Origin of the sequence: Pectobacterium carotovorum (assembly GCA_016415585.1) — a bacterium.
Lineage (GTDB): Bacteria > Pseudomonadota > Gammaproteobacteria > Enterobacterales > Enterobacteriaceae > Pectobacterium > Pectobacterium carotovorum_K.
The window spans coordinates 3,256,948-3,278,386 of record CP066552.1 but is presented as its reverse complement, the minus strand read 5'-3'; the positions used below and the strand labels follow the sequence as shown (position 1 = coordinate 3,278,386).

Here is a 21,439-nt window from a genome sequence, read left to right as displayed (position 1 = left end):
TTTTACGTTCCATACCGCTGCTTTTATGACTGAAATAGACTGGTTTTGTTCTTTTAGTTGATTTTTTATACTTATGGAGGTTTTTACACAATGGATACCCGTAGTCTTATTCCGAAAAAACCTCTCCCTAAACACCTTATCCTTGTGCTCCCGCTTGAGTGGTTAATACTATGTTAGTTGTTTAGGCTGGGTTTAGTATTGCCTTTCACATTGAGGATATGGAATGGCAGGTCTGTCAACTGCCGTATGTTTGCTGCTCGAGAGGGGGCACGTCGATGGTTTACTCTCTCTCTAAAATAAAAACCATAATAAATCTGTAGCTTAACGATTTAAAAATGTAAACCACAGGACTGGGGCCGTACTTTGATAGTGCATTGGTAGCTACAAGCCAAGGGCGGTAGCGTGCCTGGTGCAGAAACATACAACGGTTGATGATGGTGTAAAAATGCAAGAATTTATAGTGATATTTCTAAGCGCTTTTGCCGCACTGTTCTTAGCTAGAAAAGTGGCAATCAAAGTGGGTTTAGTTGATAAACCTAACATCCGTAAGAAACACAAAGGCCATATTCCCCTTGTTGGAGGGGTATCGATCTATCTTGCCCTATGGGTTTTATACGTCTTGCAACCAAATTGGTTACCCGATTTTTCTCTCTATATGGTTTGTGCCACCGCGCTTTTGGCTGTTGGGGTGCTGGATGACCGTTTTGATCTCCCCGTGTTACCCCGAGTAGGGCTGCAAGCTGGCGTCGCTGGATTAATGATGTATGCAGGGTTGTATTTAGAGACATTAGGGCACGTTCTCTTCGGATATGAGCTTTTCCTCGGCATCTTTGGCTACACGGTGACATTATTTGCCGTATGGGGAGCCATCAATGCCTTCAATATGGTTGACGGCATTGATGGCTTACTGGGAGCGCTTTCCTGCGTAACATTTGGAGCGCTCGCTATTGTGTTCTACCTTGGTGGCCATAATGAATTAGCGCTCTGGAGCGCGTGCCTGCTCGCGGCAACGTTGCCTTATATTTTCCTTAATTTAGGCATAGTGTGGGGGAGTAAATTCAAGGTATTCATGGGCGACGCGGGCAGTACGCTGATCGGCTTTACGGTGATATGGCTACTGACGTTGGCGACACAGGGTGAAAATGCGGTTATTCGTCCGGTGACTGCGCTCTGGCTTATCGCTATCCCACTCATGGATATGGTGACAATTATGGTTCGCCGTGTTCGACGTGGCGATAGCCCGTTTAAACCTGACCGTGAGCATTTGCACCATATCTTAATGCGCGCAGGCCTTACTCCGCATCAGGCGCTGGTCGCTATTCTTCTTGTAGCGATGCTATTTTCAGCGATAGGAATTCTTAGCGAGCGTATTGGCATCGCTGAGTCTATTATGCTTAGTGTATTCCTCATGGTTTTTTGCGGTTACTTCTGGATGATTAGTCGGATATGGCGTGTGTTGACATGGTTTCGGAAAACCACTCGCGATCCGCATTCTGCTGTAACGATCGTGGAAAAAAATGGTACAACACCGTTAAAACGGTGAATTGTCAGCATTTAACACCGTAGACCATGGGTTAATCTAATAACTTATTCTCTATAATAATGAGCTATTTTGTAGGGATTTGCGCAATATTCAATCAAGAGCGATGGCATAGACAGGATGATGAAGCACAAACGAAAATTGATGCCCTTGATGGTGTCGGTAGCGCTATTGAGCGGTTGTACCCTAGTTCCTGGTTCCCACCTTTCTACTAGCGGTAAAAACGTCGTTGAACAGCAAGATGCAGATTTCAATATCGATAAACTGGTCAATGTTTACCCACTAACCCCTTATTTAGTGGAGAAGATGCGACCTAAACCACTAATAGCGCAAGCTAATCCTGCTTTGGAAAAGGAATTGCAGGGGTATGAATACCGCATCGGTATTGGTGATGTCATCATGGTCACCGTGTGGGATCATCCAGAATTGACGACCCCAGCAGGGACGTACCGGACTGCAGCAGATACCGGTAACTGGGTACATTCCGATGGTACGATTTTTTATCCTTATATTGGTAAAGTGAGCGTCGCGGGTAAAACGGTCACTGAAGTTCGCGATCAAATAATGGGTCGTTTAGCGCAATATATAGAGTCCCCGCAGGTAGATGTCAGCATTGCCGCCTTCCGCTCACAGAAAGCCTACGTGACGGGTGAAGTGACGACATCAGGCCAACAGCCCATTACCAATGTGCCATTGACGGTGCTGGATGCAATTAACAAAGCGGGCGGGCTAACGGAAAATGCCGACTGGCGTAATATTGTGCTAACCCACAATGGCAAAGAACAACGGCTCTCCCTTCAAGCGCTGATGCAAAACGGCGACCTTTCACAAAACCATCTGCTTTACCCTGGCGATATCCTCTATATTCCCCGCAATGACGATCTGAAAGTCTTTGTGATGGGGGAAGTGAAAAAGCAAAGTACCCTCAAAATGGACCGCAGTGGTATGACGCTGACGGAAGCCTTGGGTAATGCGGAAGGGATAGATCAGACATTTTCTGATGCCACGGGCATTTTTGTAATCCGTTCACTACGTGGCACGCAAGGCCCAAAACTGGCAGACATCTACCAGCTTAATGCCAAAGATGCCACAGCGATGGTAATGGGCACAGAATTCAAGCTGCAGCCGTATGACATCGTGTATGTCACCACGGCGCCGCTCGTTCGCTGGAACCGCGTTATCAGCCAACTTGTACCGACCATTTCCGGCTTTAATGAATTGACCGAAGGTACATTACGTATTCGTAACTGGCCGTAGAGAACATTATGTTTGATTCAATATTGGTGGTGTGTGTGGGCAATATTTGTCGTTCTCCAACCGGAGAACGACTGTTGAAACAGGCGTTGCCAACGAAAAAAATTGCGTCTGCTGGGTTAGGGGCATTGGTGGGAAAGCCGGCTGATGGCATGGCAACCGAGGTGGCAAGCGATCACCTCCTTTCCCTCAAAGGCCATGAGGCACAGCAGTTAACTTCTGCCTTATGCCGTCAGTACGATCTGATTCTGGTGATGGAGAAAGGGCATATTGATGGGGTAAGCCGCATCGCACCAGAGGTGCGAGGTAAAACCATGCTATTTGGTCACTGGCTGAATCAGCAGGAAATCGCCGATCCCTATCGTAAAAGCCGCGAAGCATTTGAATTCGTTTACTCACAACTTGAGCAGTCTGCGCAAAAATGGGCGCAGGCATTAAATCGTTAATCGTCAGAGAATCCGATGACAGAGAAAACCTCAGTAAAAGTATCTGAAACCAATTCAGATGAGATCGATTTAGGGCGTTTATTAGGGACATTGCTGGATAACCGCTGGTTGATTATTGGTGTGACGGCGGTGTTTACCGTTTTAGGCATTATGTATGCCATGCTGGCCACGCCCGTTTACAAAGCCGATGCGTTGATTCAGGTGGAGCAAAACTCTGGTAATTCGCTATTAAATGATATTTCCAGCATGTTGCCGGATGCCAAGCCGCAATCAGCTGCAGAGATTGAACTGATTAAATCCCGTATGGTGATCGGCAAAACGGTAAACGATCTGGCGTTGGATATTAGCGTTCGGCAAAAGTATTTTCCGTTAGTCGGTAAGGGTATCGCTCGGTTGGTGGGCAATGAACCGGGAAAAATCGCCGTCTCTCGGCTTGATGTACCGGCGTCCTGGCAGGATGAAGTCTTGTCACTTGAAGTGTTGCCTAACCAACAATACGTCGTGCAAGCGGGCGATACGGTGAAATTCACTGGCAGCATCGGTCAGTTAGAAAATTATAATGGCATTACATTATTAGTCAGTGATATTGAAGCTGAGCCGGGTACTATTTTCCGTATTCAAAAGCTGAATCAGTTAACGGCGATTAATGGTTTGCTAGATAATTTCAGCGTAGCGGATAAAGGAAAAGACACGGGCGTATTAGCGCTTAGTTTGGAAGGTGACGATCCGACACTGACGACCAAAATACTGAGCAGCATTAGCCAAAATTACCTGCAACAGAACGTAGAGCGTAAATCCGAAGAAGCAGGCAAGAGTTTAGAGTTCTTAAAAGAGCAGTTGCCGAATGTACGTAGTTCACTTAATGAGGCTGAAAATAAGCTCAATCAGTTCCGCCAACAGAATGAATCGGTCGATCTTTCCTTAGAAGCAAAGGCGGTACTGGATACGACTGTCGCAGTTGAAGCGCAGTTGAATGAACTGACGTTTAAAGAAGCAGAAATTTCAAAGCTCTATACCCGCGAGCACCCTGCCTACCGTGCTTTGATGGAAAAGCGTAAAACGCTGGAGCAGGAACGCGATAAACTTAATAAGCGTATAGGGGCAATGCCGAAAACCCAGCAAGAGATCTTACGTTTCACGCGGGATGTTCAGGCTGGGCAAGAAGTGTATATGCAACTGCTGAATAAACAGCAAGAGCTCAGCATTAATAAGGCCAGCACCGTCGGTAACGTACGTATTGTGGACAATGCTGTTATTCAGCCAAAGCCGGTGAAGCCTAAAAAGGCCTTAATTGTTCTACTGGCAATGATCTTGGGGGGAATGGTATCAACCGCTTTTGTCATACTGAAAACGCTATTGCATAAAGGCATAGAAAGCCCCGAACAACTGGAAGAGCTAGGTATTAATGTGTATGCCAGTGTGCCACTTTCCGAATGGCAACAGAAAAAAGACCGAGCTTTACTAGGCAAAAAAAATAAGAAAGGCAATACGCGGGCAACGGATTTGCTGGCAGTCGGTAATCCAGCGGACTTGGCGATTGAAGCGATTAGAAGCCTGCGTACCAGTCTGCATTTTGCCATGATGGAAGCGAAAAACAATGTGCTGATGATCTCCGGCGCCAGCCCAGCAATCGGTAAAACATTCGTCAGCGCTAACTTGGGGGCGGTAATTGCGCAGTCGGGACAGCGTGTGCTTATCGTTGACTGTGATATGCGTAAAGGTTATGCCCATGAGCTAATGGGAACCCATGGTACGGATGGCCTGTCTGATATTTTATCCGGCCAGTGCGATGTGACAAAAAGCGTGCGCAAAACCGCTGTGGAAAACATGGATTTTATTCCCCGTGGGCAGGTGCCACCGAATCCTTCTGAATTATTGATGCATAGCCGCTTTGCGGAGTTCATCAAATGGGCAGGAGAGCATTATGATTTGGTGTTGTTGGATACGCCCCCAATCTTGGCAGTCACTGATGCTGCGGTTATTAGTCGTCATGCAGGGACTTCGTTGCTAGTGGCGCGTTTTGAGATGAATACGGTAAAAGAAATTGAAGTGAGCATTCGTCGCTTTGAACAAAATGGTACTGAAATTAAAGGTGTGATCCTTAACGCCATTGTTAAGCGTGCGGCGAGTTATTATGGGTATGGTAATTATCATTATTATACTTATGATTATAAATCTGAAAAATAATTGAGTTACATGGCATCCGCTAAAATATTTAGCAGGTGCCATAATTAATAAATATTTATATTTTTCAATCATTGTATTTGCCTTGTTTTTCCGCAATTATATATTTTATTACTCTTGAGTGTTGATGTTTTTAATATCAAACACTGATAAGTCGCGTTTGATATTTATACGCTTATGTAATTTAATAGTGATTAATTTTTTGTTATAGAATAGTAAATGATGAAATGTAGCGATATGGGTGATGAATAATTAATCTCTCGTAAATGCTTATATTCAGGAGATAACTAGTGAAAGGTATTATATTAGCCGGTGGATCAGGTACACGCCTTTATCCTATTACGCTTGGTGTTTCAAAACAGCTTTTACCTGTTTATGACAAACCAATGATTTATTACCCGCTGTCGACACTAATGCTTGCTAATATCCGTGATGTATTAATTATTACAACGCCAGAAGATAGCAGTTCTTTTATTCGCCTGTTAGGTGATGGTTCAAAATACGGCATCAATATCGAATATGCAGTCCAACCGAGTCCAGATGGATTAGCACAGGCTTTCATTATTGGTGAATCTTTTATCGGTAATGACACATGTTGCTTAGTCCTCGGAGATAATATTTTCTATGGACAGTCATTCTCTCGCACCCTTGCTCAGGCTGCTAGTCACGGCAGTGGCGCTACTGTGTTTGGTTATCGTGTGAAAGATCCAGAACGTTTCGGTGTTGTAGAATTTGATAGTAGCAATAAAGTGATTTCTATCGAAGAAAAGCCCAAAAATCCAAAATCAGATTGGGCAGTTACTGGGCTTTATTTCTACGATAATCGCGTAATTGATTTTGCAAAAGCGGTTAAACCATCTAGCCGTGGTGAGCTTGAAATTACTGCTGTGAATCAAATGTATCTGGATGATGGCAGCCTTAATGTAGAATTATTAGGGCGCGGTTTTGCGTGGCTTGATTCTGGTACGCATGAAAGCCTGCATGAGGCATCTTCCTTTGTTGAAACGATCGAACATGTCCAGGGACTAAAAATTGCTTGTCTGGAAGAGATTGCCTGGAGAAAAGGATGGTTAAGTGCTGAAGAACTGGTCAAACGCGCTGAACCTATGCTCAAAAATGATTACGGAAATTATCTGATATCTTTGCTTAAACCTATTATTTCTTGAGAGTCAAAATGAAAATATTAATTACAGGTGCACACGGGCAAGTGGGGACCCGCTTGGTCGAGCACTTAACTGGCAATGCTGACATTTTGGCTATTGATCGCGATGTATTAGATATAACAAATCGAAACGCAGTTTTTAAAACCGTCACAGATTTTAAGCCTGATGTGATCATTAATGCTGCAGCGCATACTGCCGTCGATAGAGCAGAACATGAAGTTGAACTGTCGTACAAGATTAATCGTGATGGTCCATTATATTTGGCTGAAGCTGCACACAGTATTGATTCTACGATACTACACATTTCTACTGATTATGTATTTAATGGCGAAAGCGATGTTCCTTATGTTGAGTCAGATTCTGTTGACCCTAAAAGTGTATACGGAAAAAGTAAACTCGAAGGTGAGTTATCTGTTGCTGCCGCATGTCAGCGCCATATTATATTAAGAACTGCTTGGGTATTTGGTGAGGATGGAAATAATTTTGTCAAAACCATGCTAAGGCTTGGAAAAGAGCGTGAGTCATTAGGTATTGTTGCTGATCAGTTTGGCGGACCGACCTATGCGGGCGATATCGCTGACGCATTAATCCTTATAGCTGAAAAAACACAGTCTCCTGATTTTAATGCCTGGGGTATTTTTCATTTTAGTGGAATGCCTTATATCAGCTGGTTTGGATTCGCAGATAAAATTTTTGACTTAGCAATTGAAAAGAAAATTTTAAATAATAAGCCTGTATTATCTCAATTGACTACGCAAGATTATCCTACCCCAGCACAGCGACCTAGTTATTCCAAACTTAGCTGTGAAAAAATAAACCAAGTTTTTGGCATTAAACCAAGTCATTGGATTAATGCTCTGGAAAATGTTCATTTATATAATTAAGTGATAAATTATGAAAATTATTGATACAAAAATCACCGATCTGAAAATTATTGAACCAGCTGTATTTGGTGACGAACGCGGTTTTTTCTTCGAAAGTTTTAATAAGAAAAAATTTGAAGAAGCAATTGGCTATTCAGTTGATTTTGTACAGGATAATCACTCTAAGTCAACTAAGGGGGTTCTTAGAGGGTTACACTATCAACTAGCACCACACGCACAAGGTAAGTTGGTCAGATGTGTTGAGGGAGAGGTTTTCGATGTAGCAGTAGATATCCGTAAGTCGTCTTCAACCTTTGGTCAGTGGGTCGGAGTTCATTTATCTGCAGAAAATAAGCGTCAGTTCTGGATTCCCGAAGGATTTGCTCATGGATTCGTTACACTGAGTGAGTCGGCTGAGTTTCTTTATAAGACTACAAATTATTATGCTCCTCAAAGTGAAAGAAGCATTAGATGGAATGATCAAGACTTAAATATAATTTGGCCCCTAAGAAGTGTTCTATTATCTGAAAAAGACAAAAATGCATCTTTCATAAAGAATACGGATTGCTTTAAATAGTGTTTAGCCTAAGGAAGTAATTCTCTATGCAGATTAAAATAATTCAGCTTCAGACTCATGGTGATGACAGAGGTTCTTTGATTGCTTTAGAACAGGATCAAAATATTCCTTTTGAGATTAAACGCGTTTATTATTTATTTAGCACGAAAAAAAATGTTAGACGTGGCTTTCATGCACACAAAGAACTTAAACAGGTGGCAGTAGCGGTACGAGGCTCGTGTCGATTCTTACTCGATGATGGCAATGAAAAGATAGAGTTATTATTAGACAATCCAGCACAGGGGTTGTTAATTGAATCTTTTGTGTGGAGGGAAATGTATGATTTTTCAGAGGATTGTGTACTACTGGTATTAGCTGACAGATTCTATGATGAATCAGATTATATAAGGAATTATGATGAATTCATCGATTTAGCTAAGGTATAGAATAATGTTTATTCATCCTCTCAGCGATGTTTACTCGAATAATATCGGCGAAAGAACAAATTTTTGGCAGTTTTCTGTTATATTAAAGGGCGCTGTGATTGGAACGAATTGTAATATCTGTGCCCATACTTTTATAGAGAATGATGTAATTATTGGTGATAATGTCACTATAAAGTGTGGAGTATATCTTTGGGATGGGATACGTATAGAGGACAATGTCTTTGTGGGGCCTAGCGTGAAATTTACTAATGATAAAAGACCACGTTCAAAAAAAAACTGAAAAATTTTTGAATACAATAATAAAAAAATGAGCATCAATAGGGGCGAACGCAGCAATATTGCCTGGCTTGGTTTTAGGTGAGCATTGTATTGTGGGCGCTGGTTCCGTGGTTACTAATAATGTCCTTCCAAATAGTGTTGTTGTTGGTAACCCAGCTCGAGTGATTAAGATGATGGATGATATAAATGATTAATTTTTTAGATTTAAAAAACATTAATGAACAATATAAAGATGAATTAAAAGAGGCATGTGCAAGAGTAATTGATTCCGGTTGGTATATCAATGGTTCTGAGCTAAATGATTTTGAAAAATCATTTGCTAAATATTGTGGTACAAAACATGCCATTGGGGTAGCTAATGGGTTGGATGCATTAATCCTTGTATTTCGGGCTTGGAAAGAACTTGGGAAACTGAATGATGGCGATGAGGTGATCGTTCCAGCTAATACTTATATAGCATCTATTCTGGCAATTACTGAAAATAACTTATCGCCAATTCTTATTGAACCTCATCCCGTAACTTACAATTTATGTCCAGATAATGTCCGAACGGCTATTAGCTCTAAGACTAAGGCTATTTTACCTGTTCATTTATATGGGTTGATATCCCCTATGCCAGAATTAATAGATATAGCAAATGAATACAATTTATTAGTTCTAGAAGATGGTGCTCAGGCCCATGGTGCTAGTATTAGCGGCCGTAAAGTTGGTAACTGGGGGGATGCGGCGGGATTTAGTTTTTACCCTGGTAAGAATTTAGGTGCATTAGGAGATGCAGGTGCTATTACAACTAATTGTGATGAATTAGAACAAACAGTTAGAGCACTGAGAAACTATGGTTCTCACAAAAAATATGAACATATATATCGTGGTGTTAATAGCCGCATGGATGAAATTCAAGCAGCTATGTTACACGTAAAACTCAACCATTTGGATAAAGAGAACTCTAGAAGGAAAGAAATTGCTAATATGTACATGAATGGCATTAGGAATGCTCATGTAACATTACCATCTTCTCCTAATGATGCTGCACATGTATGGCATTTATTTGTTGTGAAATGTCAATGCCGAGATGAAATTCAATCCTATCTGGAAGAAAATCAGATACAAACACTAATCCACTATCCAATCCCTCCCCACAAACAAAAAGCATATCCTTGTTTTAACAAGAACTCTTTTCCTATCACAGAGAGTATTCATCAGGAAGTATTATCGTTACCAATAGATCCGACAATGCAGAACGACCAAGTCAATTATATTATTGAAAAAATTAACGGTTTTCTGTATGAAAAAAATATTTAAAGTCACCGCGATGACTGCTGGACTTACCATGATGAGGATGTTAGTGGGATTCGTAATTGCTAAAGTTGTAGCAGTGTATACGGGGCCTACAGGCATTGCATTGTTAGGGCAAGTGCAAAGTACGGTTGCATCACTTACAGGGATAGTTAATGCCTCAACTGGCGCTGGAGTAATACGTTATACAGCTGAGTATAAAGATAGAGGATTTGATGCTTGCGCCCCTTGGTGGAGCGCAAGTTTACAGTGGGCTTTGCTCCTGTTGGGAGTAATCATGCCGTTAGGATTGTTGCTATCTGAGTATTTTTCTCAATGGCTATTTTCCAATAGCGGATACTCTTGGCTAATAAGCGTTACAGTTATAGCGCTTCCTTTTGCTGTTATAGGAAATTTAATTAATTCAGTAATTAATGGCCAGCAATTATATATACGCTATGTTCTTATGGGAGCTGGAGCTGTATTTATATCTGGTGTTGTGATGGTAACCCTTATAGTTCAAAAGAACTTGCAGGGCGCTTTGTTAGCTGCATCAATGCAAACAGGCCTTATCGGTGTTGTCATGTTGTTTTCATCATTACGCCAGCCTTGGTTGAAAGTTCGCTATTGGTGGCAATGGAACGTAAGCACACAGCGTAAGGCTATCGGTGGTTATATTCTGATGGCGATCACCACTGCGCTAACGGTACCGATCGCATTAGTGTTGGTTCGCAAAATTTTAGTTGCAGAGGTAGGATGGGAACAAGCTGGGCAATGGCAGGCAGTGTGGAAGATATCAGAAGTATACCTCGGGGTTATTACAATGGCATTGGGTACGTATTATTTACCAAAGTTATCGTCTCTCAAAGATCCTGCATCTATACGCAATGAAATTAACCAAACCGTAAAAGTAATTTTACCACTTGTTGGGGTAATGGCATTTTCCATTTACCTGCTACGAGATTTTGTTATTACAATATTATTTACTGAGGCATTTCGCTCATCTCGAGATCTTTTCGCAGTTCAGCTAATAGGGGATGTGATTAAAATAATTAGTTGGTTGTATGCCTACCCTATGTTGTCTCGTGGTTGTACTAAATGGTTTATTTCAACCGAAATTATTTTTTCTATTGTTTTTGTATCTTTGTCATGTGTCCTTGTTCCTATGTTCGGTGTTCTAGGAGCTAATTTAGCTTATTTGATTAATTATACTATTTGCATGTTATATATTATCTTTTTTGTAAAACCATGGTTGCGATAAATGATATGAAAAAAAACATCCTTAAGTTAAAGGAAAAAATAAAGAATTTAAAGGTAAATCATATATTATTTTATTTTTTTATATTAACTCTCAAAGAGAAACCAGTGATGGGAGTATTTATATTTATGTATAAGTATATTTATTCGTGGTATATAAGTATGCATCTTTTTGGGCTTACTCTATATCCCCGGGTTTTTTTTTCAAAAAATGTATTTAAAGTAGTAGTTAATAAATCTAGTAACTGTGTAATAAAATCAACTGAAAAGGTAGCAATAATATTTGAAGATTTTTTCTCTGGTAATAATACGACTGTACTTTCCTTTTCTGATAACTGTCAGGTCAATTTTAACAAAAGGTTTTTTTTAGGGGATGGAGTTAAGATAATTGTTGAAAAAGGCGCAAATTTATATATTGGTGGTGGTGGTGATGGAAAGGTTTCTGGAATAACTTGTAATTCTATAATAATATGTTCCAAGGAAATCAGTATAGGTGAGAGTACTATTATTTCTTGGGGGTGCTATATCACGGATACCTCAAATCATAAAATAAATGGGAAGATAAAATCACAAGCTATTGCTATCGAGAATAATGTTTGGATTAGTGAAGGTGTAACTGTCTCCGCAGGAAGTGAGGTCGGAAGTGGTTCAATTGTAGGTGCGAAATCATATGTTAATAATAAATACCCTCCAAATTCACTCATTGCTGGCTGTCCAGCGCGGATTAAAAGGGTAAATGTATTTTGGGATAGATGATAAATAAAACTGTATTTTCTAATCCTAACACCTTTTCCATTGTTTTAATCAGGTTTTAAATATGAAGATTAGTGTTTTGGTTCCTGTCTACAATCATTCATTATATGTTGAAAAATGTTTAGTAAGCATATGTGATGCTTACAGCGGTAATATAGAGTTAATTGTCTGTGATGATTGTTCAGCTGATGATAGTTATGATGTCGCTGATAGAGTTTTAAGGAAATTAAAAGAAAAGAATTCAAATAGACTGGATTACAAACTATTAATAAATGATACAAATCAAGGTGTCTGTTTAACACTAAATCGCTGTATTTCAGAAATAACCTCTGAATATAGTTACTTAATAGCAAGCGACGATTTCTTGATAGATAACTCTCTAGATTATGCAGTTGAAGAAATAAAAAAAAATAAATATGATGCTTTAATTAGTGATTGTCATGTTATAGATATGGATGGGGAAATATTATTCCATAGTTCTTTCTTTGATTATAGAAAAGCCTTTAAAACTGGAATGAAATCTAAATATATTCACGATGAATTGGTCATGAATTGGACGGTTCCGGGACCGGCACTATTATTAAAAAGTTCAGTATATCGCGCTATAGGATATTACCAAGTAGGTTTGAAAGCAGAGGATCGAGATTTTTATCTTCGACTAATATCAAAGTGCAATGTTGGTTTTTCGGAGAATACGATAGCATGTTATAGGATCCATGGTGACAATGCTTCATCAACGCCGGTTTATTTAAAGGGAATTGAAAATGAAATGACAAAGGTTAATTTTAAATATAAAGATGATTTCCATGGAATATCAAAATTGTACCTTAAATCATATGCGTATGATTTAAGGTATGGGCGAAATATTCTGAGTAGAACATATAGGAAATTATTATATTATTTTTTTCGAATGAAATTGATATTTTTAAAAATCGTTAAACTTATTTGACCTTGATTTTATTCTTTAGTATTCGTTAAATATTACAAATAATATTTCCATCTTTATGTTATCTCAAGGAAAATGAACATATGATGCCGATTAGTCGGGTGGTTAGGCCTCTATTGTTTTTAATGCTGATTTTTTTTATCATTCCTGCAAAAATCAATTTATTTAGCATTGAAATAACGACTCCTTATATATCAATATTTCCTTTTTTATTTTTATTTTTATTCAATACATTACGTACTTCACCAAGCAAGAGTGAGTTTTTTATATTATTCTCTTTTTTAATCGCTATATTTTACTCTTTAATAGTTATTATCTTATATGGTGCCGTAGAATGGTTTGTTTTGAAATTAATCCTTATTGGATCTGCTTTGTTCGTTTCGTCAATGCAGATAGTGCGGTTATATTTCAAAGTTTATGGTGCCGAAGCTGAAAATATTCTAGTTAGTGATTTAATTTTCATTGGAGTAATAAACTCTTTTATCGCAATACTGATGTTACTCTTCCCTAAGGTATCTGATTTTTTTTATAATTTTATTTCTACTAACGAAAATAACATAACACACCTACAACAAGGATACAGATCATCTGGGCTTTTTTATGCTGGAGCTTCTATATTGTCGGTGTTTAATGCAATGATTTTTTTATTATGTATTTTCCGTTTCGCAAATACTTCGCCTCATAACAACATAAAAAATTATATGTTAGGTGTTATATGTTCTGCAATTTTACTATTGGGAACGTTAATTTCGGGGCGATTGGGAATAATGTTAATTATTGGTGTTGTTGTGGCTATTTTTTTTATTCCCAATAGCCCCGTAAGCTTTAAAAAGATGATTTTTATACTTTTCTCTGTTCTTTGTATTAGTATGACTACTGTTTTAATAATAGTGCCATGGGAGCAAATCACTGGTATCGCAGGATGGGCTTTAGAAATATTCATTAATATGTATAAGTCAGGAAAAATAGAATCTGGTTCTACAGGGGTTTTATTTGATACAATGTATTTTCTTCCCAAAAACCCAATAGATATACTTTTTGGTATGGGAACGTTTGGTCGCGGAGATAATGTTGAGTATATAGATTCTGATGTTGGTTACGTTTTAATGATATTTTTTGGTGGCTTTATTGCTATCCCGATTTTATTTCTACCCTATGTCACTTGCTTCATTATTGCGAAAAAACTGAAAGATAAAAAAATAAAACATATTGTTTTTTTTGTCTTGTTTTTTATTTTTGTTGGTAATTTTAAAGATGTATATCTTTATGGTATTAATGGTGTTACACAACTTTTGTTTATATTGGTTTCTGCTTTTATAATAAAGGGTAAGTATGCAAACATCGATCGTGATAGTTAATTGGAACTCAGGCAAACAGTTACTCGATTGTGTTAATTCTATTTTTGAATATGGAATGAATTATGTAGATAAGATAGTTGTCGTTGATAACAACTCAACAGATGACTCTATTTCTTATTTACCAAAAAATGAAGAGAAACTGAGTGTGATTTTATCTGATACTAACCTAGGCTTTGGCAAAGCATGTAACCTTGGTGCTTCGAATTTAAAATCAGATTTTATTCTTTTCTTAAATCCTGATGCGAAGTTGCTAGACGATACCCTACGGAAAACAATGGAATTTATGATGTCACAATTTGCTAAAGATAAAAAAATAGCAGTTTGTGGCGTTAGACTTAGTAATGAAATTGGTTTAATACAAAAGTGCTGTACTTATTTCCCCTCTTTAATTACTTATTTCGGTCACTCTACTGGGTTGTCGAAAGTATTCCCTAGGACATTCCCTTATATTGTTATGCGAGATTTTGATCATCTTTCCAGTAGAGAAGTTAATCATTGCATCGGAGCATATTACTTCATGAGGAGAGATGTCTTTGAGAAACTAGAGGGATTTGATGAAAGATTTTTTGTTTATTTAGAAGATCTTGATTTATCATTAAGGATATCAAACGCCGGATGGAAGGTTTATTATTATTCAGAAGCTACAGCCTTTCATAAAGGAGGGGGGACTTCGGAAAAAGTTAAAGCCCTACGTTTATTTTATTCCTTACAGAGCAGGATCATTTATAGTTTTAAGCACTTTTCTAAGCTCGATGCACTATGGGTCATTTTGTTAACTATGTTCGTAGAACCGTTCCCTAGATTAATTTTTGCTATTTCTCACTTTTCTAAAAAAGAAATAAAAGACACTCTGTTAGGCTACCAAATGCTTTGGGGGAATTTACCAACTATAATAAAAAAAGGTTTTAAAAATGACTGATAAGAAATTATTGATATTATCTCGATATGATATCAATGGTGCCAGTAGTCGTTTAAGATCATTTCAGTATATTCCATTTTTTTCAGAGAATGGATACGAAGTTACGGTCTCGCCGTTGTTCGATGCTAAATATTTAGATCAACTCTACAAATATAACACACGCTCATTAATAACAGTTTTTTATTCTTACGTGCGTAGGATCTCTAGGCTGTTGAGGTTAAATAAATTTGATGTTTTATGGATAGAAAAAGAAACCTTACCGTTATTGCCTGCCTTTTTCGAACGTATCTTAATATCATCTAAAATACCATATATAGTTGATTATGATGATGCTATTTTTCATAATTATGATCTTCATTCGGTACCATTCATTAGGAAATTACTGACTAATAAATTAGATTCTTTACTTAAGAATTCTTATTGTGTTCTTGTTGGGAACAGTTATCTCTATGATTATATGAAAAGTCATGGTGCAAAAAACATTGTCTATGTGCCAACCGTGATAGATATAGATAAATATTCCTTTTCCTCTGTTTCTCAGAATGTTGATGAATATAGGATTGGCTGGATCGGTTCTCCTAGTACCAGTAAATATCTTCAACCAATGATGAACGTGCTTGATAGATTGCCTAAAGAACTTAATGTTCGATTAGTAACAATAGGTGCTCCTTATTTGAATAATTGTCCTGTTCCGTTGGAACAGCATCAATGGTCAGAAGAAAGTGAAGCTGAGTTATTGGCTTCAATAGATGTTGGAATTATGCCATTACCTGATGAACCATGGGAAAGAGGTAAGTGTGGTTATAAGTTAATTCAATATATGGCCTGCGGGCGTCCCGTTGTTGGATCACCTGTCGGTGTTAATAAAGATATAGTTACGGCTGATGTTGGTTTTTTAGCAGAAAACGATACAGATTGGAGTGCTAGTTTGGAAACTTTAGGGCGCGATACTTCTCTAAGGACTAGAATGGGAACCAATGCTCGCATGAAGGTTGAGAAATTATATAATACATCAGTCACTGCTCCAGAAATATTTAAAATATTAAATTCAATATCTTTTCATAAAGTAAATTGTATTTGATATTATATTCTTGTTAAGGTAAATGTTATGAATTTATTGAAAAATATACATATTTGCATCGTGGGTTTAGGTTATGTTGGATTACCATTAGCTGTTGAATTTGGTAGAAAATACAGAACGTTTGGTTTTGATATAAATAAGAGTAGAATATTGGAGTTGAATGAAGGTAACGATTCAACACTAGAATGTTCTTCTGAAGAAATAAAAAGTGCTGAGAAATTAAAATACACCTCTAGTATAGATGATGTTAAGGAATGCAATGTATATATTGTAACAGTACCAACTCCTATTGATGACTACAAAAGACCTGATTTGAGTCCCCTTATTAATGCATCTAAGTATTTGGGGGGCGTGATCTCAAAAGGTGACATAGTGATTTACGAGTCAACAGTATACCCAGGTGCTACAGAGGAAGAGTGCATCCCTATTATTGAAACAGTGTCTGGATTGAAGTTTAATGTAGATTTTTACGCAGGATACAGTCCGGAAAGAATAAATCCAGGTGACAAAACTCATAGGGTAACTACGATAAAAAAAGTAACCTCTGGATCGACACCTGAAGTCGCTGAGTTTGTAGATTCTTTATATCGTTCTATCATTTCAGCTGGAACTCATAAGGCTAGTTCAATAAAAGTTGCGGAAGCAGCAAAAGTTATAGAAAACACGCAAAGGGATCTTAATATTGCGTTGATTAATGAGCTTGCAGTAATTTTTAACCAGCTAGGAATAGACACTGAAGAGGTTTTAATTGCAGCAGGAACAAAATGGAACTTTTTGCCGTTTCGTCCAGGGTTAGTTGGGGGGCATTGTATTGGTGTTGATCCCTATTATCTGACACATAAAGCACAAGCAATCGGCTATCATCCAGAGGTTATTCTAGCTGGGCGTCGTATTAATGATAATATGGGGAAATATATTGCTTCCCAGTTAGTAAAAGGAATGCTTAAGAGTAATATAGATTTTAGCAAGGCTAATATATTAATTATGGGATTGACATTTAAAGAAAACTGCCCTGATATTAGAAATACAAAAGTTGTTGATATTATTAATGAGTTAATTGAATATGGTATTTATCCTGATATCTATGATCCCTGGGTAAATAATGAAGAAGCTTATGATGAATATAATGTAAAATTAAAAGCTAATCCGATTGTAGGTCATTATGATGCAATAATCTTGGCCGTCGCACATGATGTTTTTCGGGAGTTAGGTGTGGATGGGATAAAAAAATATGCTAAACCTAACCATGTGATTTACGATTTAAAATATATTCTGAATTCAAACGAATCCGATTTGCGTCTTTAATCTGGGATAGAGGTAGCATATTATGAAATATGAGATTGTTCTGGCCACATTGGTAAAACATCCCAAGGTTTGGTTGGTTACTGGTGTGGCTGGTTTTATTGGATCTAATTTATTGGAGCATTTATTAAAGCTAGATCAAATCGTTGTTGGATTAGATAATTTTTCTACTGGACACCAGCATAATTTGGATGAAGTAGAAAGATCGGTTAGTCAAAAGCAGTGGGGGAATTTTAAATTTATAAAGGGAGACATCCGCGATCTAACAACCTGCCAGCAGGCTGTTGTTGGTGTTGACTATATACTACATCAAGCTGCCTTGGGGTCCGTACCTCGTTCGTTAAATGATCCCATTAATACCAATTCAGTAAATATTACTGGTTTTTTAAACATGTTAGTGTCTGCAAGAGATGCGCGGGTCAAAAGTTTTACCTACGCAGCTAGCAGTTCTACCTATGGTGATCATCCAGCGTTACCAAAAGTAGAGGAAAATATTGGTAACCCACTATCCCCATATGCAGTGACAAAATACGTTAATGAGTTATATTCTCAAGTTTTCTCTAGATGCTATGGCTTTAAATGTATTGGATTACGTTATTTCAACGTATTTGGTAAACGCCAGGACCCTAATGGGGCCTATGCGGCAGTGATCCCCAAATGGGTATCAGCTATGATCAAAGATGAACCTGTTGTTATTAATGGTGATGGAGAGACGAGTAGAGATTTTTGTTATATTGAAAACACTATTCAAATGAATATACTGGCTGCGGTTGCATCTGATGAAGCTAAAGATCAGATTTATAATGTTGCTATTGGTGACAGAACATCTCTGAATCAATTGTTTTATGCGATCAAGGATACCCTAAAAAAAAACAATATCATTGTTGGATTACAACCTAAGTATGCTGAATTTAGAATAGGGGATGTGCGCCATTCACAAGCCGATATTTCTAAGGCGAAGAGATTGCTTGGATATGAGCCAATGTATGTTATAAAAGACGGGCTTGAACAAGCCATTCCTTGGTATATATCGTTCTTCAAATAATGAGTATGGTTTATTTTTGATTTTTATTGCCCCTTCACCACTATTTTAGTGGTGAAGGCAGCTTTATTTTTTACGCTAAATTTCTTCCCTTAACTAACGATTTATTCACGTTAAGATATATATTGAGTTTATGGTTAATATGAGTCAGAAAAAAACGATTGTTTTAACGGCAAATACATCATGGTATCTTTATAACTTTAGACGTAGTACAATAAAAAAATTAATAGATTTAGGGTACCGTGTTATTTGCGTTTCACCCGTTGATAGTTATTCTGAGAGATTTTCATCATTAGGTGCAGAATTTCGAGAACTAAAAATTAATGGGAAAAGTATATCCATTAAAACGGAGTTTTTTACATTTATTAATCTTTATTTCCTTTTAAAGAAAATAAAACCTTTTTTTGTGTACAATTTCACCATTAAACTTAATATATACTCTGGTTTGGCTTGTCAAGTTATTGGTTTACCCTATGCAAATAATGTTTCAGGGCTTGGTACTGCTTTTATGCATGACGGGGTTCGTTATAAATTAGCTAGGCATCTTTATGGTGTAAGTAACAAGACCGCCTTGGAGATTTTTTTTCAGAATGATGATGATATGCAGTTTGCGATCTCTAACGGGTTAGCAAATAAACATAATTCTACTTTGCTACCTGGTTCTGGTGTTAATGTGAATGATTTTTCATACCAGAGAAAGGTTATATCTTCTGGGAAAGGGTTGTGTTTTTTAATGATAGCTCGTGTAATTGCGGACAAAGGTGTTAGAGAATTTGTCGGTGCGGCTGGTTATATTAAATCAAAATATCCCAATTGTCGATTTGTCTTAGTTGGGGATTGTAATAGCAACAATAAAACATCCTTCAGTAAAGAAACTATTAACGAGTGGCGCAATCAAGGTGTTGTTGAGATTGTCGGACATCGCGATGATATAAAAAATTGGATCTATACCTCTGATATCGTAGTTTTACCCTCTTATCGTGAAGGAATGCCGCGTACTATTCTTGAGGCTGCTAGCTGTGGTCGACCAGCTATTGTTTCTGATGTTCCTGGGTGTAGACAAGCAGTTGTCAACAATGAAACTGGCTGGCTGTGTGAGCCCCATTCGGTGCAAAGCTTGGCTAGTTGCATTGAGCATTGCCTTCGTCTTAAGGAGGAAGATATTATAAAATTTGGCCATAATGCACGGAAGCATGCAGAAATATTTTTCTCAGAGGAAATTGTTATTAATAAAACAACTAAAGTGTTGTCAAATTTATGATGATTAATTCTTAATCCTCGGTGAAAAATAAGCTAGATGAAAAAGCAAAGGAAGATTGCCTATTCTGGCCAATTTCAGTGTGATGTAAAGAAAGCACAACGGCGACAGAAAGACATGAAGGTGCTTAAACGCTTATGCGGTTTTGCTTGAAGATAAACTAACACAGGTCGATGACGTTTTGAGCGTACAGGGACGCATTCTGACCTTTTCTCAATAGACCCTACGGATGATTTTGGTACTAATATACCTTGTTGGCCTCGTGCTTAAAAATAGAGCATTTCAACATATCAGAAAAAGTCAGAGACATGAGATCGCTTTGTATCAGATTGGGTGTAATCTTAGTGTCATGCATGGCGTTGTGGGATTACGCTGCTAAGTGAAAAGTGATCGATAAAAACAGAATCGTTCTCCAGATAAAAACCATCAGATTGAAGAGAGTCAATCCATGACATCATTGAAAGCTATTATCCCTGTAGCAGGTTTAGGGATGAATTTGTTACCAGTGACCAAGGCAATTCCTAAGGAAATGTTGCCACTGGTTGACCGCCCGGTGATTGAGAAGATCGTCAACGAGTGTGTGAGGGCGGGGATTAAAGAAATTGTTCTGGTGACGCATGCGTCGAAAAACGCAATTGAAAACCACTTCGATACTTCGTTTGAACTTGAATCTCTGCTGGAAGAACGTGCCAAGCGTCAACTGCTGGCCGAAGTTCAGTCTATCTGTCCGAAAGGCGTAACGATCATGAACGTTCGTCAGGGGGAAACGCTGGGGTTGGGGCATGCGGTCTCTTGTGCTCGCCCAATTATTGGCGATAGTCCATTTGTGGTGGTGTTGCCGGATGTGGTGCTGGATGAAAGTACGGCCGATCAGACGAAGAAAAATCTGGCGCTGCTGATCTCCCGCTTTGAAGAAACTGGGCGTAGTCAGGTGCTGGTGAAACATCGTCCTTATGAAGTGTTGCCCGAGTACTCTGTCGTCGATTGTGACAAACCGCTGGTGAACCCGGGCGATGCCGCAGCGATTACGTCTATGGTTGAAAAACCTGAGGCACCATCTGAAACGGGGTCTGACCTTTCTGCGGTTGGGCGCTATGTATTAACTGCCGATGCCTGGCCACTGCTGGATAAAGCCGTCCCTGGTGCATGGGGACGTATTCAGTTAACGGATGTGATTGCTGATATGATCGCGACTCAGCAGGTTGATGCTGTGCAAATGTCAGGCAAGAACTTTAACTGCGGCCGTAAATTGGGTTATGCGCAGGCATTTGTGTCCTATGGATTACGTAATCCTGAGTTTGGTGCCGAATTTAAAGAAAGTATTAAGGCGCTGCTGAAAAAGTAATATTGAGTGATAACTCGCTGTAAAACCGCAGATCGTTGAATCGTTCTGCGGTTTTTTCTTTTTCCCGCCATACGTTCCGATTGGGTGAGCTTTCGCTATCAAACCAATCACTACCCACTCACGCAAAGCTGAGTTACCATGTCGGCCTGTTTTTAAATTGCTTGCGAGGTCG

At 38.5% G+C, this 21,439-nt stretch carries 19 protein-coding genes and 1 pseudogene; all 20 read left to right on the top strand.

Features of this window, described 5'->3' with window-relative positions; all coding sequences use genetic code 11:
* The first annotated feature begins 445 nt into the window (after window positions 1-445).
* Entirely contained in the window at window positions 446-1,543 is a 1,098-nt protein-coding gene (gene wecA / locus JFY74_14620; GenBank protein QQG30553.1) for a UDP-N-acetylglucosamine--undecaprenyl-phosphate N-acetylglucosaminephosphotransferase, read from the top strand.
* A 117-nt stretch (window positions 1,544-1,660) separates the two neighbouring features.
* Entirely contained in the window at window positions 1,661-2,797 is a 1,137-nt protein-coding gene (locus tag JFY74_14615; GenBank protein ID QQG27325.1) for a polysaccharide export protein, read from the top strand.
* A gap of 8 nt (window positions 2,798-2,805) precedes the next feature.
* Window positions 2,806-3,240 carry a protein tyrosine phosphatase gene (locus JFY74_14610; GenBank protein ID QQG27324.1) on the top strand — a complete coding sequence of 145 codons (435 nt, stop codon included), beginning with the start codon at window positions 2,806-2,808 and terminating at the stop codon, window positions 3,238-3,240.
* Window positions 3,241-3,255: 15 nt separating this feature from the next.
* Entirely contained in the window at window positions 3,256-5,427 is a 2,172-nt protein-coding gene (wzc, locus tag JFY74_14605) for a tyrosine-protein kinase Wzc (GenBank protein ID QQG27323.1), read from the top strand.
* Between the two features lie 287 nt (window positions 5,428-5,714).
* Entirely contained in the window at window positions 5,715-6,590 is an 876-nt protein-coding gene (gene rfbA, locus JFY74_14600) for a glucose-1-phosphate thymidylyltransferase RfbA (protein ID QQG27322.1), read from the top strand.
* Window positions 6,591-6,598: 8 nt separating this feature from the next.
* A complete protein-coding gene (rfbD, locus tag JFY74_14595) occupies window positions 6,599-7,471 on the top strand; it encodes a dTDP-4-dehydrorhamnose reductase (protein QQG27321.1) in 873 nt (290 codons plus the stop codon).
* A 10-nt stretch (window positions 7,472-7,481) separates the two neighbouring features.
* Complete coding sequence (gene rfbC / locus JFY74_14590) at window positions 7,482-8,027, top strand: dTDP-4-dehydrorhamnose 3,5-epimerase (protein ID QQG27320.1); 546 nt, start codon at window positions 7,482-7,484, stop codon at window positions 8,025-8,027.
* Window positions 8,028-8,053: 26 nt separating this feature from the next.
* Entirely contained in the window at window positions 8,054-8,452 is a 399-nt protein-coding gene (locus JFY74_14585) for a WxcM-like domain-containing protein (protein ID QQG27319.1), read from the top strand.
* A 4-nt stretch (window positions 8,453-8,456) separates the two neighbouring features.
* Window positions 8,457-8,925 (top strand): annotated as a pseudogene (locus JFY74_14580) (N-acetyltransferase).
* Complete coding sequence (locus JFY74_14575; protein QQG27318.1) at window positions 8,918-10,033, top strand: DegT/DnrJ/EryC1/StrS family aminotransferase; 1,116 nt, start codon at window positions 8,918-8,920, stop codon at window positions 10,031-10,033. The pseudogene JFY74_14580 and the gene JFY74_14575 overlap by 8 nt, the downstream one beginning before the upstream one ends.
* Window positions 10,017-11,267, top strand: coding sequence for an O-antigen translocase (locus tag JFY74_14570; GenBank protein QQG27317.1), 1,251 nt, complete (start codon window positions 10,017-10,019; stop codon window positions 11,265-11,267). The genes JFY74_14575 and JFY74_14570 overlap by 17 nt, the downstream gene beginning before the upstream one ends.
* Before the next feature lie 5 nt (window positions 11,268-11,272).
* Complete coding sequence (locus JFY74_14565; GenBank protein ID QQG27316.1) at window positions 11,273-12,019, top strand: acyltransferase; 747 nt, start codon at window positions 11,273-11,275, stop codon at window positions 12,017-12,019.
* 61 nt (window positions 12,020-12,080) lie between these two features.
* Window positions 12,081-12,965, top strand: coding sequence for a glycosyltransferase family 2 protein (locus JFY74_14560; GenBank protein ID QQG27315.1), 885 nt, complete (start codon window positions 12,081-12,083; stop codon window positions 12,963-12,965).
* A gap of 80 nt (window positions 12,966-13,045) precedes the next feature.
* A complete protein-coding gene (locus JFY74_14555; GenBank protein QQG27314.1) occupies window positions 13,046-14,320 on the top strand; it encodes a hypothetical protein in 1,275 nt (424 codons plus the stop codon).
* Window positions 14,295-15,239: a glycosyltransferase family 2 protein gene (locus tag JFY74_14550; protein ID QQG27313.1), complete on the top strand. Its 945-nt coding sequence runs from the start codon at window positions 14,295-14,297 to the stop codon at window positions 15,237-15,239. Before JFY74_14555 ends, JFY74_14550 begins: the two co-directional genes overlap by 26 nt.
* Window positions 15,232-16,320, top strand: a complete 1,089-nt coding sequence (locus tag JFY74_14545) for a glycosyltransferase family 4 protein (GenBank protein ID QQG27312.1) — start codon at window positions 15,232-15,234, stop codon at window positions 16,318-16,320. Before JFY74_14550 ends, JFY74_14545 begins: the two co-directional genes overlap by 8 nt.
* A 27-nt stretch (window positions 16,321-16,347) precedes the next feature.
* Window positions 16,348-17,625, top strand: a complete 1,278-nt coding sequence (gene tviB, locus JFY74_14540) for a Vi polysaccharide biosynthesis UDP-N-acetylglucosamine C-6 dehydrogenase TviB (GenBank protein ID QQG27311.1) — start codon at window positions 16,348-16,350, stop codon at window positions 17,623-17,625.
* A 22-nt stretch (window positions 17,626-17,647) separates the two neighbouring features.
* Entirely contained in the window at window positions 17,648-18,667 is a 1,020-nt protein-coding gene (gene tviC / locus JFY74_14535; protein QQG27310.1) for a Vi polysaccharide biosynthesis UDP-N-acetylglucosaminuronic acid C-4 epimerase TviC, read from the top strand.
* 139 nt (window positions 18,668-18,806) lie between these two features.
* The gene (locus JFY74_14530; GenBank protein QQG27309.1) at window positions 18,807-19,925 is read left to right on the top strand and encodes a glycosyltransferase family 4 protein; all 1,119 of its coding nucleotides are present in this window, start codon (window positions 18,807-18,809) and stop codon (window positions 19,923-19,925) included.
* Between the two features lie 445 nt (window positions 19,926-20,370).
* On the top strand, window positions 20,371-21,267 hold the full coding sequence (locus tag JFY74_14525) for a GalU regulator GalF (protein ID QQG27308.1): 897 nt from the start codon (window positions 20,371-20,373) through the stop codon (window positions 21,265-21,267).
* Window positions 21,268-21,439: the final 172 nt, after the last annotated feature.

What these genes read in the sequence shown, in the direction of transcription:
- JFY74_14545 (QQG27312.1), top strand. Translation starts at nt 15,232, where the DNA reads ATGACTGATAAGAAATTATTGATATTATCTCGATATGATATCAATGGT.
- JFY74_14550 (QQG27313.1), top strand. Translation starts at nt 14,295, where the DNA reads ATGCAAACATCGATCGTGATAGTTAATTGGAACTCAGGCAAACAGTTA.
- JFY74_14615 (QQG27325.1), top strand. Translation starts at nt 1,661, where the DNA reads ATGATGAAGCACAAACGAAAATTGATGCCCTTGATGGTGTCGGTAGCG.
- JFY74_14585 (QQG27319.1), top strand. Translation starts at nt 8,054, where the DNA reads ATGCAGATTAAAATAATTCAGCTTCAGACTCATGGTGATGACAGAGGT.
- wecA (QQG30553.1), top strand. Translation starts at nt 446, where the DNA reads ATGCAAGAATTTATAGTGATATTTCTAAGCGCTTTTGCCGCACTGTTC.
- rfbC (QQG27320.1), top strand. Translation starts at nt 7,482, where the DNA reads ATGAAAATTATTGATACAAAAATCACCGATCTGAAAATTATTGAACCA.
- wzc (QQG27323.1), top strand. Translation starts at nt 3,256, where the DNA reads ATGACAGAGAAAACCTCAGTAAAAGTATCTGAAACCAATTCAGATGAG.
- JFY74_14570 (QQG27317.1), top strand. Translation starts at nt 10,017, where the DNA reads ATGAAAAAAATATTTAAAGTCACCGCGATGACTGCTGGACTTACCATG.
- JFY74_14565 (QQG27316.1), top strand. Translation starts at nt 11,273, where the DNA reads ATGAAAAAAAACATCCTTAAGTTAAAGGAAAAAATAAAGAATTTAAAG.
- JFY74_14555 (QQG27314.1), top strand. Translation starts at nt 13,046, where the DNA reads ATGATGCCGATTAGTCGGGTGGTTAGGCCTCTATTGTTTTTAATGCTG.
- JFY74_14530 (QQG27309.1), top strand. Translation starts at nt 18,807, where the DNA reads ATGAGTCAGAAAAAAACGATTGTTTTAACGGCAAATACATCATGGTAT.
- rfbD (QQG27321.1), top strand. Translation starts at nt 6,599, where the DNA reads ATGAAAATATTAATTACAGGTGCACACGGGCAAGTGGGGACCCGCTTG.
- JFY74_14575 (QQG27318.1), top strand. Translation starts at nt 8,918, where the DNA reads ATGATTAATTTTTTAGATTTAAAAAACATTAATGAACAATATAAAGAT.
- JFY74_14610 (QQG27324.1), top strand. Translation starts at nt 2,806, where the DNA reads ATGTTTGATTCAATATTGGTGGTGTGTGTGGGCAATATTTGTCGTTCT.
- tviB (QQG27311.1), top strand. Translation starts at nt 16,348, where the DNA reads ATGAATTTATTGAAAAATATACATATTTGCATCGTGGGTTTAGGTTAT.
- tviC (QQG27310.1), top strand. Translation starts at nt 17,648, where the DNA reads ATGAAATATGAGATTGTTCTGGCCACATTGGTAAAACATCCCAAGGTT.
- JFY74_14560 (QQG27315.1), top strand. Translation starts at nt 12,081, where the DNA reads ATGAAGATTAGTGTTTTGGTTCCTGTCTACAATCATTCATTATATGTT.
- JFY74_14525 (QQG27308.1), top strand. Translation starts at nt 20,371, where the DNA reads ATGACATCATTGAAAGCTATTATCCCTGTAGCAGGTTTAGGGATGAAT.